This window comes from Mesorhizobium sp. LjNodule214, from assembly GCF_964252735.1.
In the GTDB taxonomy this organism is placed as follows: domain Bacteria; phylum Pseudomonadota; class Alphaproteobacteria; order Rhizobiales; family Rhizobiaceae; genus Mesorhizobium.
Genome location: NZ_CAXUPE020000001.1, coordinates 748,969 through 761,368, shown reverse-complemented (window position 1 = coordinate 761,368; position 12,400 = coordinate 748,969). Strand labels below are relative to the sequence as shown.

General features: G+C 65.4%; 12 protein-coding genes and 1 tRNA gene. 8 read left to right on the top strand and 5 right to left on the bottom strand.

Annotated features, from left to right (window positions below):
- The first annotated feature begins 25 nt into the window (after window positions 1-25).
- The 8 genes from ACSQ3Z_RS03660 to ACSQ3Z_RS03625 all read left to right on the top strand — a co-directional run bounded on the left by ACSQ3Z_RS03660 (window position 26) and on the right by ACSQ3Z_RS03625 (window position 7,216).
- Window positions 26-1,045, top strand: coding sequence for a glucokinase (locus ACSQ3Z_RS03660; RefSeq protein ID WP_436170013.1), 1,020 nt, complete (start codon window positions 26-28; stop codon window positions 1,043-1,045).
- Window positions 1,046-1,213: 168 nt separating this feature from the next.
- Complete coding sequence (locus tag ACSQ3Z_RS03655; protein WP_436170012.1) at window positions 1,214-3,025, top strand: ABC transporter ATP-binding protein; 1,812 nt, start codon at window positions 1,214-1,216, stop codon at window positions 3,023-3,025.
- Entirely contained in the window at window positions 3,022-3,834 is an 813-nt protein-coding gene (dapB, locus tag ACSQ3Z_RS03650; RefSeq protein WP_436170011.1) for a 4-hydroxy-tetrahydrodipicolinate reductase, read from the top strand. Before ACSQ3Z_RS03655 ends, dapB begins: the two co-directional genes overlap by 4 nt.
- 48 nt (window positions 3,835-3,882) lie before the next feature.
- Window positions 3,883-4,503: a 2,3-bisphosphoglycerate-dependent phosphoglycerate mutase gene (locus tag ACSQ3Z_RS03645; protein ID WP_436170010.1), complete on the top strand. Its 621-nt coding sequence runs from the start codon at window positions 3,883-3,885 to the stop codon at window positions 4,501-4,503.
- A gap of 75 nt (window positions 4,504-4,578) precedes the next feature.
- Window positions 4,579-4,663 (top strand) — tRNA-Leu (locus tag ACSQ3Z_RS03640).
- Window positions 4,664-4,726: 63 nt separating this feature from the next.
- Window positions 4,727-5,146: a hypothetical protein gene (locus ACSQ3Z_RS03635; RefSeq protein WP_436170009.1), complete on the top strand. Its 420-nt coding sequence runs from the start codon at window positions 4,727-4,729 to the stop codon at window positions 5,144-5,146.
- A gap of 82 nt (window positions 5,147-5,228) precedes the next feature.
- Window positions 5,229-6,908, top strand: a complete 1,680-nt coding sequence (locus tag ACSQ3Z_RS03630) for an FAD-dependent oxidoreductase (RefSeq protein ID WP_436170008.1) — start codon at window positions 5,229-5,231, stop codon at window positions 6,906-6,908.
- Window positions 6,908-7,216, top strand: a complete 309-nt coding sequence (locus ACSQ3Z_RS03625) for a UBP-type zinc finger domain-containing protein (RefSeq protein ID WP_436170007.1) — start codon at window positions 6,908-6,910, stop codon at window positions 7,214-7,216. The genes ACSQ3Z_RS03630 and ACSQ3Z_RS03625 overlap by 1 nt, the downstream gene beginning before the upstream one ends.
- Window positions 7,217-7,276: 60 nt before the next feature.
- Here the strand turns inward: ACSQ3Z_RS03625 and ACSQ3Z_RS03620 are convergent, their stop codons facing one another.
- The 5 genes from ACSQ3Z_RS03620 to ACSQ3Z_RS03600 form a co-directional block, all read right to left on the bottom strand.
- A complete protein-coding gene (locus ACSQ3Z_RS03620; protein ID WP_436170006.1) occupies window positions 7,277-7,456 on the bottom strand; it encodes a hypothetical protein in 180 nt (59 codons plus the stop codon).
- Between the two features lie 106 nt (window positions 7,457-7,562).
- On the bottom strand, window positions 7,563-8,369 hold the full coding sequence (locus ACSQ3Z_RS03615; RefSeq protein WP_436170005.1) for a maleate cis-trans isomerase family protein: 807 nt from the start codon (window positions 8,367-8,369) through the stop codon (window positions 7,563-7,565).
- Window positions 8,370-8,423: 54 nt separating this feature from the next.
- A complete protein-coding gene (locus ACSQ3Z_RS03610; RefSeq protein ID WP_436170004.1) occupies window positions 8,424-9,665 on the bottom strand; it encodes a D-amino acid dehydrogenase in 1,242 nt (413 codons plus the stop codon).
- Between the two features lie 89 nt (window positions 9,666-9,754).
- Window positions 9,755-10,930: a cystathionine gamma-synthase gene (locus ACSQ3Z_RS03605; protein ID WP_436170003.1), complete on the bottom strand. Its 1,176-nt coding sequence runs from the start codon at window positions 10,928-10,930 to the stop codon at window positions 9,755-9,757.
- Window positions 10,927-12,366: a pyridoxal-phosphate dependent enzyme gene (locus tag ACSQ3Z_RS03600; protein WP_436170002.1), complete on the bottom strand. Its 1,440-nt coding sequence runs from the start codon at window positions 12,364-12,366 to the stop codon at window positions 10,927-10,929. The genes ACSQ3Z_RS03605 and ACSQ3Z_RS03600 overlap by 4 nt, the downstream gene beginning before the upstream one ends.
- Window positions 12,367-12,400 lie beyond the last annotated feature (34 nt).

Genomic DNA, 12,400 nt, shown 5'->3' with positions numbered 1-12,400 from the left:
GCCGGAATAGGGACGACCAAGAGCCATGCAAGGTGACGACGAGACAGCGCTGCGGTTTCCGGTCCTGATCGGCGACATCGGCGGCACCAATGCGCGCTTTTCGATCGTGCTCGACGCGAATTCGGAAGCGACCGAACCGCAGATCGTCCAGACGGCCAATTTCAACACGATCGACGAGGCGATCCAGGCGGCGGTGCTCGACCGCTCCTCGATCCGGCCCAATTCGGCGGTGCTGGCGGTGGCCGGTCCGGTCGACGGCGACGAGATCGAGCTGACCAACTGTCCTTGGGTGGTCAAGCCAAGGAAAATGTTCGCCAATCTTGGCCTCAGCGACATCGTCGTGCTCAACGATTTCGAGGCGCAGGCACTGGCCGTGGTCGCGCTCGGCGAAGAGCATATGGAAAAGATCGGCGGCGGCACGCCGGAACCGAATGCCGGCCGCGTCGTGCTCGGTCCCGGCACCGGGCTTGGCGTCGCCGGGCTGATCCATGCGCTGAACCACTGGATTCCGGTGCCCGGCGAAGGCGGCCACATGGACATCGGGCCGCGCTCGCCGCGCGATTTCCAGGTTTTCCCGCATATCGAGAGGCTGGAAGGCCGCATCTCCGGCGAACAGATCCTGTGCGGGCGCGGCCTGGTCAATCTCTATCGCGCCGTGGCCAAGGCCGACGGCAAGCCGGCGCCCTTCACCACGCCGGCGGAAATCACCGCCGCGGCATTGGCGAAAACGGATCCGGTGGCCGAAGAGGCGCTGTCGATGTTCGTCACTTGCCTCGGCCGCACCGCCGGGGATCTGGCGCTGGTGTTCATGAGCCGCGGCGGCGTTTTCCTCACTGGCGGCATCGCGCAAAAGATCGTGCCGGCGCTGAAAGCCGGCAATTTCCGCGCCGCCTTCGAGGACAAGGCGCCGCACAGCGAGCTGATGCGCGCCATGCCGGTCTATGTCATTACGCACCCGCTGGCGGCGCTTCTCGGGCTGGCCGCCTACGCCCGAAACCCGTCGCTGTTCGGCGTCCAGACGGCTGGACGGCGCTGGCGCGCATAAGGATCGCGCCGCCCCGCGACGAAGTTTCGCCATAGGCAAGCCGCAGACAGGGCGCTAAGAGGGGTGCCGATTCCAGCCTTGCGGCATGACCAGACGACGGACCCACGGAACGCCAGCGACTTGAACCAATCATCCCAACACCATGCGAGAGCTCGGCCGGGCGAGGTCGTGGCGGTCATTCGCCGCATTCTCGAAGAGAACGGCCGCGACTATCGGTGGTCGTACGTCTTCACGATACTCTGCCTGCTGACCGTGTCGGCGACGACGGCCCTCTCCGCCTGGATCATGAGCCCGGTCGTCAATCAGATCTTCTATGAACGGCGCGGCGATCTGATCCCATGGATCTGCGCCGCACTGCTGGGGGCTTTCATCCTGCGCGGACTTGCCGGCTACGGCCAGGCGGTGACGATGGCCAGGATCGGCAACAATCTGGTGGCGCGCTACCAGCAGCGCATCTTCAACCATCTGATGAAGCTCGGCGTCAGCTTCTTCAACGACACCCGTTCCGGTCGGCTGGCGGCGCAGGTCAACGAGAACGTCAACGGCATTCGCGATCTGCTGTCGATGACGATAACGTCGACCGCGCGCGATGCTGTCTCGCTGGTCGCTCTGGTCGGCGTCATGATCTACCAGGATCCGGTGCTTTCGCTCAGCTCCCTGCTGATCGGACCGCCGCTGATCTACACCGTGACCTACCTGATGCGACGGGTTCGGCGCATCACCCGTGAATCGGTGCAGATCAATTCGCGGCTGATCGGCGCCATGCAGGAAGCCACGCAAGGCATCGCCATCGTCAAGGCCTTCACAATGGAGGACGAGCTGTCGCGTCGCATCAGCAAGCTCGCCGACGATGCGCAACAGCGGTCAAACAAGATCGCGCGCGTTTCGGAACGGCTCACGCCGATCTCCGAACTGCTGGCAGGTTTGGCCTTTGCCAGCGTCATCGCCTATTCCGGCTACCGGGCGACCGTTCTCGGCCAGCCGCCGGGCGCGGTGTTTTCCTTCATCACGGCGCTGACGCTCGCCTATGATCCGGCGCGGCGGCTGGCGCGCATGCAGGTCGGCATGGAACGCGCTCTGGTCAATGCGCGCATGATCTATGAGCTTCTCGACATCCTGCCGCAGCAGGGCGATACGTCGGGCGCGGTCGAAGCCAGGATCACCACCGGCGAGGTGCACTTCAACAACGTCTCGTTCGGCTATGTGCCGGAAACGCCGGTGCTGCAGGAGCTGAGCTTCATCGCCCAGGCCGGCAAGATGACGGCCATTGTCGGCGCCTCGGGTGCCGGCAAATCGACGCTGGTCGCGTTGCTGCAGCGCTTCTACGATGTCGGCCAAGGCACCATCACGATCGACGGCCAGGACATCTCAAAGGTGACCAAGAAGTCGCTGCGCGGCTCGATCGCCTATGTCTCGCAGGCGCCCTATCTGTTCGAGGGCACCATCCGCGATAACATCCGCTATGGGCGGCCCTCCGCCAGCGATGCCGAGATCGAGCAGGCGGCAATGCAGGCCGCGGCCGACGAATTCATCCGCCAGCAGCCGGAGGGCTATGACACCCCCGTCGGCGAAAATGGCGTGACGCTGTCCGGCGGCCAGCGCCAGCGCGTGTCGATCGCCCGCGCCATCGTGCGGAATGCGCCGATCCTGCTGCTCGATGAGGCGACCTCGGCGCTCGACAACGAGGCCGAAGCGCGCGTCCAGGAAGCGCTGACCCATGTCATGGAAGGGCGCACCACCATCGTCATCGCGCACCGGCTGTCGACGGTCGTCAATGCCGACCACATCATCGTGCTGGAAGAGGGCAGGCTGGTCGAGGAAGGCACGCATGCGGCGCTGATGGCCGATCCACACAGCGTCTATGCCCGCTTCCACAGGGTGCAGGGCAAGAAGGGGCTGGGGCTTGTCGACGACGCCAAGCCAATCCAAACTCCGCTGCCGCGCAGCCGCGCGAAGAAGGTGGTCGGGAGGACAGCATGAGCGATATGGGCCTGGTGGTGGTGGGCGCGGCCGGCCGCATGGGCCAGACGCTGATCCGCGCCATCCATACGATGCCGGGCGCGCGCGTCGCCGGCGCGGTCGAGCGGTCGGGTTCGCCCTATCTCGGCAAGGATGCCGGAGAGCTCGCGGGCATCGGCATCATCAACGTGCCGATAGTCGACGACCCGCTGCCGGCCTTCGCCAAGGCCGACGGCGTGCTCGACTTCACCGCACCGGCCGCGACTGTCGAATTCGCCGGCTACGCGGCGCAGGCGCGCATTGCCCATGTCATCGGCACTACCGGCTGCTCGGCCGACGACGATGCCGCGATCGCGGCGGCGGCGCGCCATGCGACGATCGTCAAGTCCGGCAATATGAGCCTCGGCGTCAACCTGCTGGCGGTGCTGGTGGAACAGGCCGCAAAGGCGCTCGACGCCGAGGATTTCGACATCGAGATCCTGGAAATGCACCACCGCCACAAGGTCGACGCCCCGTCCGGTACCGCACTGCTGCTCGGCGAAGCGGCGGCGCAAGGCCGCGGCATTCCGCTCGCCGGCAACGATGTTCGCGTGCGCGACGGCCATACCGGCGTGCGCAAGACGGGCTCGATCGGCTTCGCGACGCTGCGCGGCGGCTCGGTGGTCGGCGATCATTCGGTGGTGCTGGCCGGCACCGGCGAGCGCATCACGCTTGCGCACCATGCCGAGGACCGGGCGATCTTTGCCCGCGGCGCGGTCAAGGCGGCGCTTTGGGCGCGCGGCAAGAAGCCCGGACTGTATTCGATGCGGGACGTGCTCGGGCTCGCCTGAGGCGTTTCAATCCTCTCAAACTCGCCTCTTAAACTCGAAGGAGCAAACATGTCGGGAACTCTCGTGCTCGTGCGCCATGGCCAGAGCGAATGGAACCTGAAGAACCTGTTCACCGGCTGGCGCGACGTCGACCTGACCGAGCAGGGCCACAAGGAGGCCAAGGAAGCAGGTGCGAAGCTTGAGGCGCGCGGCCTGAAATTCGACATCGCCTTCACCTCGGCGCTGATCAGGGCGCAGAAGACCTGCCAGCACATTCTCGACGCGGTTGGCCAGAGCGAGCTGAAGACGATCCGCGACCAGGCGCTGAACGAGCGCGACTATGGCGACCTCTCCGGCCTCAACAAGGACGATGCGCGCAAGAAGTGGGGCGAGGAGCAGGTGCACGTCTGGCGCCGTTCCTACGACGTCTCGCCGCCCGGCGGCGAAAGCCTGAAGGACACCGGGGCGCGGGTCTGGCCTTACTATTTGCACGATCTGCAACCGCATGTGCTGCGCGGCGAAACCGTGCTGGTCGCGGCACACGGCAATTCGCTGCGCGCGCTGATCATGGCGCTGGACGGCAAGAGCGGCGAGGAGATCGTCAAGCTGGAACTCGGCACCGGCGTGCCGGTGATCTACAAGCTCAACGCCGATTCCACCGTGGCGTCGAAGGAAGTGCTGGAAGGCTGAGCCGGCAACAGGTTGGGCCGCTTGAAAAAAGCGCGTTGACACCCGTCGCTTGCCCGCTTACATGAGCCCGCACCAGCCCAGATGGCGGAATTGGTAGACGCGCACGGTTCAGGTCCGTGTTCCGCAAGGAGTGGAGGTTCGAGTCCTCTTCTGGGCACCATTTTTCCCGACTACCAACGGGATCAACACGTTAAGCGGATCGCAGGGACGTCGGAGCGGGTCAATGGGTCTCGATTTCGTTGTCTTCAAGCAGCTCGCTTCTTTAAAGGCGGAGTACGGCGCCGATTTGTCGCTGGCCGACGAGGAAACGGGTGAGGTCGACCTGGAGTCGCTGCGCCTGGATGACCCTTGGGCAGCGGCTGTGGCGCTCGATCATCGTGTTGGAAACATCAACACGGTCTACTATCTTCGAGATCTCGTTGCCGACATTCTGATGGATCCCGACTCCGTGCTGCAAACTCAGGTGCTCTACTCCGGCAGCCATGTAGGAGACGTGATCAAGGCGTCTGCTTTCGGCCAGCTCCGCAAGGAGCTCGATGCTCTTCGTTCCGTCGACACCCCTGTGATCGTAGAGTTCGTCGCAGGGCTCGATGCCCTGATTGCGTGCGCCGAGCGAGAGGGCAACCCGATCGTCTTCTCTTGAGGTGACGGTGCGACCTGCCCTCGCGGCTAGCTCCTCAATAAACCGCTTCAAACCCAACGACCACGGCGCTACGGTCCAGGCCATGGCTCAATCCACCAGCCCGATCACCATCACCCGTCGCGACCAGATGTTTCCCATCCTGGCCGAGGCGGACATCGAGCGCATGCGCCGGTTCGGCGAGGCCAGTGCCTACGCCGCCGGCGAACACATCGTCACGGCCGGCGAGGTGGCGCCCGGCCTGATCGTCGTCCTGTCGGGGACGGTTGATATCACCCAGGATGCCGGGCTTGGCCGGCGCGAGACGATCGTCACCCACGGTGCGGGCAACTTCATCGGCGAATTGGCGCAGCTTTCGAGCCGCCCGTCGCTGGTCAATGCCGAGGCCACCCAGCCGGTCGAGGCCTTCGTCATCCCCTCGCAGCGGCTGCGCGACCTGATGGTGCAGGAGGCCAATCTCGGCGAGCGCATTATGCGGGCGCTGATCCTGCGCCGGGTCGGACTGCTGGAAAGCGGCACGAGCGGGCCGGTCATCATCGGACCCGCCGGCAATGGCGACACATTGCGGCTGCAGGGTTTTCTGGCCCGCAGCGGCCAGCCGCACCGTGCGCTCGATTCCGACGCCGATCCGTGCGCGAAAACCCTGATCGAGCGCTTTCATGTCGACCCGCATCACCTGCCGATCGTGCTCTGTCCGAACGGCAAGCTGCTGCTCAATCCAGGCGAGGGCGAACTCGCCCGCTGCATCGGCCTGCTGCGGCCGATTGACACCACAAAAGTCTATGACGTGGCCATTGTCGGCGCGGGACCAGCGGGGCTGGCGGCCGCGGTCTATGCGGCCTCCGAAGGCCTGTCGACGATCGTGCTCGATTGCCGCGCCTTCGGCGGCCAGGCCGGCGCCTCCGCGCGCATCGAAAACTATCTCGGCTTCCCGACCGGCATCTCGGGAATGGCGCTGATGGCGCGCGCCTACAACCAGGCGCAGAAGTTCGGGGTCGAGATGGTCATCCCCGACGAAGCCAGGCTGCTCAGCGCCGCTGCCGGCGGCTACACGCTCGATGTCGGCGACGGCGAAACCGTGCGGGCGCGCACCGTGGTGATCGCGAGCGGCGCGCGCTACCGCCGCCTCGATGTCGCCAACCTGGCGCAATTCGAGGGGACATCCGTGCATTATTGGGCCTCGCCGATCGAAGCGCGGCTGTGCGGCGGCCAGGAGGTGGCGCTGGTCGGCGCCGGCAATTCGGCCGGTCAAGCGGCAGTCTATCTGGCCAGCCAAGTGCGCAAGGTCGCGCTGCTGGCGCGCCGCGGCAGTCTCGATGCGACCATGTCGCGCTACCTGGTCGAGCGCATCAAGGCGCAGCCGAACATCGAGGTGCTGACCGAGACGGAGATCGAGGCGCTGGAAGGCCATGAGGGCAGTCTCGATCAGGTGCGCTGGCGCAACCGGGCCACCGGCGAAGAAACGACGCGCCCCATCCGCCATCTCTTCCTGTTCATCGGCGCCGACCCCAACACCGACTGGCTGGCGCAATGCAATGTGGCGCTGGACGCCAGGGGTTTCGTGTGCACCGGACCGGACCTTGCACCGGCGCATGGCCTGATGGAGACGAGCCGCAGCGGGGTGTTCGCCATCGGCGACGTGCGCTCCGGCTCGGTCAAGCGGGTGGCCGCCGCCGTCGGCGAAGGCGCCCAGGTGGTGGCGGCATTGCACGCCTATCTCGCGCGCGGCGACGCCGTCGCGCCTCAAGCGGCCAGGAGACAGTGATGGCGGACGAATGCAGACATGCGAGCGACATCCAGGACGTGACGCCGAGCGCGCTCGGCTGCGAGGAATGCCTGAAGAGCGGCTCGTGGTGGGTGCATCTGCGGCTCTGCCGCACCTGCGGCCATGTCGGTTGCTGCGACGACTCGCCCAATCGCCACGCCACCAAGCATTTTCACGCCACGAGCCATCCGATCATCGAAGGCTACGACCCGCCGGAAGGCTGGGCCTGGTGCTATGTCGACGAGGTTTTTCTCGACCTCGGCGATCGCACCACACCGCAGAACGGCCCAATCCCGCGCTTTTATTGAGTTTGCATTCGCCGGGGCGGTTTCGTGCCGACAGGCGCTCTGCGCCGGCCGTTGCGCCGTTTATCGCACGGAGCCGGTGACGGTGCGGTCGATGGCATCGGGAACGGTTTTGCGTTGGTTGCCGGCAAGTGCCGCTATGATCAGCAGGCTGGCGACGACCGGCACGAACAGGATGGCGACGCGGGCCTGCACATGAAAAATGGCGCGCCATTCGCTGCGCTTGTCTGGGCTGTCGCTCATCGTACTCACTCTGTCATGCCCCCCAGGGCGGGACATAGCCGCGAACGGTTAAGCAAAGACTTCCGATTCGTTAATCCGCGGATTTCGAACCCCTCGCCGCTGGCGATCAGCTGGCCGGCAACCCGAACAGCCTGCCGCCTGCGGGTACGACGTCGTCAATCCCCGCAAGCCGCAAACAATGCCAGGCCATGGCATGGTTGCTGGAGGTGACGGGGATGCCGATGCGCTCCTCGAGGCCGGCCACCGCTTCGGCGACGCGCAGGCTGGTGCAGGAGATGAAGATCGCCTCCACCCCCGGTGCCGCCGCCATTTTTTCCGCCGCGGCCTCGATCGAGGCGAGCGAGATACGGGCGGCCTCGCGGTCGTCCTGCCGGTCGAAGGTGGCGACGGCCGCTATGTCGAGGCCACGGCCGGTGAAATAGGCGACGAGGCCTTCGTTGATGCGGGGTGAATAGGGCGTCAGCAGGCCGATACCCTTGACGCCAAGCGCCTTGAAGGCGGCAAGTGCCCCGGTGACCGGCGTGGTGCAGGCGACACCGGGCCGCGCCTTCCGGATCTCGGCGAACACCGCCTCCTCGCCGAGCGTCATCGTCGCCGAGGTGCAGCCGAAGCCAACGACGTCGAGCGGGATGCTGGGCAGGATGAGGTCGACGCATGGCGCGATCCTCGGGCCGATGGCGCGCAGCGTGTCCGGCGTGATGTCGTGGTCGTTGAAGACGCGGGCCTCGTAGAAGGCGACGCCGGGAATGCGCACCAGGGCGCGGAATTCATGTTCCAGCGTCTGGTCGGTGGCCAGGATGGCAAGGCCGATCGCGGCGCGTGAGGCGAGGCCGCCGTCGAGCTCCGACGGCAGAACGCCGAGATCGATCGGTCCGGAAGAGGGAAGGCGGGCGGCGGCAAGGCGGGCGGACATGGCGTACCCTTTCATCGTCACTTCTGATCCCAGGGACGGGCCGGGATCATGCTCTCAGTTCAAAAGTCCGTCCATGGAAATGGCCGGCGTGCGACCGGCGACCAGATCGGCGGTGATGCGGGCCGAACCGTGCGACATGGTCCAGCCGATATGGCCATGCCCGGTGTTGAGGTAGAGGTTGCGCAGGCGCTGCCGCCCGAAGGCGGGCAGATTGTTCGGCGTCATCGGCCGCAGCCCCGCCCACATTTCGGCGCGGTCGTAATCGGCGCCTTCGGGATAGAGTTCTTCGGTCACGCCTTTCATGAAGGCGAAATCGGCGGGCTTGTGGCTGGTGTCGTAGCCGGCGAACTCCGCCGTGGCGGTGACGCGGATGCGGTCGCCGAAGCGCGAGATGGCGACCAGATTGTGCTCGTCGACGGAAGCAATCGTCGGCGGCTGCGGCCGGTTGCCGACGGGAATGGTCAGCGAATAGCCCTTGATCGGATAGATCGGCAGGCTGATGCCGATCGTCCTGGCAAGCACCGGACTGTAGGAGCCGAGCGCCAGCACATAGGCGTCACCCTTGAACGGCCCCTTGTCGGTCAGCACCTGGGCAACCCCGTCGCCCGATGTCTCGATGCCGGTGATGGTCGTGCCGGTATGGATAGCGCCGCCGCGCTCGACGACTTTCGCCGCCAGCGCCCTGGTGAATTTCGCCGGATCGCCGGTCTCGTCGGTCGGGCAATAGATGCCGCCGGCGATCTTCTCCTTCGCGGAGGCCAGTGATGGATCGAGTGCGACGACGCCGTCGCGGTCGAGCACTTTTATCACCTGCCCATCGGACTCGAGCAGCTTCATATGCTCGACACCCTTGTCGAGCGCCTGCTGGCTGCGGTGGAAATAGAGGATGCCGCGGTCGTTGCGGTCGTAGTCGATGGCCTCGTCGGCGACGACCTCGCGCAGGACGGACTGCGAATAGGCGGCGAGCCGGTGCTTGAGCAGCGTGTTGCGCCGCGCCTTCTCGGCCGTGCATTCCAACAGGAATAGCCACGACCAGCTGTAGAGCCTGGGATCGGCCGAAATCTTGAAGCGCAGCGCCTGGTCCTTCAGCACCAGCGATTTCAGCAGGATCATCGGCGCCCTGGGCGACGACCAGACGAAGGAATGTCCCGGCGCGATCATGCCGGCATTGCCCCAGCTGGTCTCAGCAGCGACTTGGTGCTGGCGCTCGAGGAGCACGACCTCGTGCCCGTCCTTCTGCAGCTGATAGGCAGTGGTGACGCCAACGACGCCGCCACCCAGCACGATCACGCGCATGACGCCTCCGGAGATCGCAAAGTCGGCACACTTTAGAGTGGAATCCGAAATTGCAAAGTCCGGACTTATGGGCCAGGGCCAGGAGTCGCTTAGGCCCGCAGCGCCTGATCCAGGTCCGCAATCAGATCATCCCCATCCTCGATACCGGCGGAGAGCCTGACCAGCGAATCGGAGATGCCGATGGCGCCGCGCTTTTCGGCGGGGATCGAGCCGTGGGTCATCAGCGCCGGGTGCTCGATCAGGCTTTCGACGCCGCCGAGGCTTTCGGCCAGCGTGAACAGTTGCGTGCGCTCGAGGAAGCGTTTGGTGCCGGCAAGGTCGCGGTCGAGCTCGACCGAGATCATGCCGCCGAAGGCATGCATCTGGCGTTTCGCGATCTCATGCTGCGGATGGCTGGCGAGGCCGGGATAGATGACGCGGCGCACGTCGGCGCGGCCTTCCAGCCATTGCGCGATCTTCAAACCATTCGAGGAATGGCGCTCCATCCGCAGCGCCAGCGTCTTGATGCCGCGCAGCGCCAGAAAGCTGTCGAACGGGCCGGAAATGGCGCCGATGGCGTTTTGGAGGAATTTCAGCCGGTCGGCCAGGTCCTTGTTGTCACCGACGATCGCCACGCCGCCGACCATGTCGGAATGGCCGTTGAGGTACTTCGTCGTCGAGTGGACGACGATGTCGATGCCAAGCTCCAGAGGCCGCTGCAGATAGGGGCTGCAGAAAGTGTTGTCGGCGACGGAGAGCAGGCCCTTCCGTTTCGCCAGGGCGGCAACACCTTCGAGATCGACGACGCGCAGCAGCGGGTTGGTCGGCGTCTCGACCCAGAGCAGTTTTGTCTCCGGGCGGATCGCGGCCTCGACCGCGCCGAGATCGGTGAAGTCGGCGAAAGAGACCTGGAGGCCCGCCGAGCGCTTGCGCACCCGCTCCAGCAAACGGAAGGTGCCACCATAGATGTCGTCGGTGGCGACGATGTGGGCGCCGGAATCGAGCAGCTCCAGCACGGTCGAGATCGAGGCCAGGCCGGAGGCGAAGGCGAAGGCGGCGGTGCCGCTTTCGAGATCGGCCACCGCGCGCTCGAAGGCGAAGCGGGTCGGGTTCTGGCTGCGGGCGTACTCAAAACCCTTGTGCACGCCGGGCGACTGCTGGCCGTAGGTGGAGGTGGCGTAGATCGGCACCATCACCGCGCCGGTCAGCGGATCATGGCTCTGGCCGCCATGGATGGTGCGCGTCGAAAAGGCCAGACGGTTCTTGCCTTGTGCGTTGATGGTCATCGTGCGCGCCTCAAATGGTTGATCAGGTCGATGCGGGTTATCAGGCCGACGAACTCGTCGCCGTCGAAGATGATGGCAACTTCGTTGCGGTCGAAGACCGGCAACAGCGCATCGAGCGTCTGGCTGGCCTGCAGTGTGTGCAAGCTGGAGGTCATGGCGGTGCGGACCGGCGCGTTGAAACGCTCCCAGCGGCCGTCATAGGGGCCGTCGACCTTGGCCAGGATATCGCTTTCATCGACGATGCCGACGAGCTTGCCGTCGTCGAGCACCGGCAGCTGCGAGACATCGGAGCGGCGCATGCGGCCATAGGCGTTGAGCAGGCTTTCGTCCGGACCGATAGAGACCGTATCGCCGGTGCGGTGCGAGCGCATCACCAGGTCGCGCAGATCGCCATGCTGTTCGTGCTCGGCAAGGCCCTGCTCGGCCAGCCAGAAATCGTCGAACACCTTCGACAGATATTTGTTGCCGCTGTCGCAGACGAAGGTGACGACACGCTTGGCTGACGTCTGCTCGCGGCAATAGCGAAGGGCCGCCGACAGCAGCGTGCCGGACGACGAGCCGGCCAAAATGCCTTCCCGGGACAGAAGATCGCGCACCGCCAGCATGCTTTGCTTGTCGGGGATGGAGTAGGCTTTTTTGACCAGCGACAGGTCGGCATTGGGCGGCACAAAGTCCTCGCCGATGCCTTCCACGGTCCAGCTGCCGGCCTCTTCCATCTTGCCGGTCTTGATCAGCGGCGCCAGCACCGAGCCGACCGGATCGGCCAGCACCATCTCGGTCTTCGGCGACACTTTCGCGAAATAGCGGCCAAGCCCGGTCAGCGTGCCGCCGGAGCCGACGCCGACGACCACGGCGTCGATGTCGCCTTCGAGCTGGGCGAAGATTTCGGGGCCGGTGGTGGTCTCATGCGCCAGTGGGTTGGCCGGGTTGGCGAACTGGTTGGCGTAGAAGGCACCGGGCACTTCCGATGCGATCTTCTCTGCCATGTCCTGGTAATATTCCGGATGGCCCTTGCCGACATCGGAGCGCGTCATGCGCACCTCGGCGCCGAGCGCGCGCAGATGCTGGATTTTTTCGCGTGACATCTTGTCGGGCACGACGAGGATGATGCGGTAGCCCTTGGGGATGCCGACCTGGGCAAGGCCGAGTCCGGTATTGCCGGCGGTCGCCTCGACGATGGTGCCGCCGCGCTTGAGCTTGCCCTGTTTCTCGGCGGCGGCGATCATCGACAGCGCGATGCGATCCTTGATCGAGCCGCCGGGGTTCTGGCTTTCGAGCTTGATGAACAGCCGGCACTTGCCGGTATCGAATTTGGTCAGTTCAACGATGGGCGTCTGCCCGATCAGGTCGAGCACCGATGCATAGGGCGGACGCAGGCGGGACGTTGCGCCGTCCGAAGGGGGACTGCCGGGTGCGGCGGTTCTATGCGCGCTCATATCAGAGGCTCCATGGTCAAACCTAGCGTCTTTT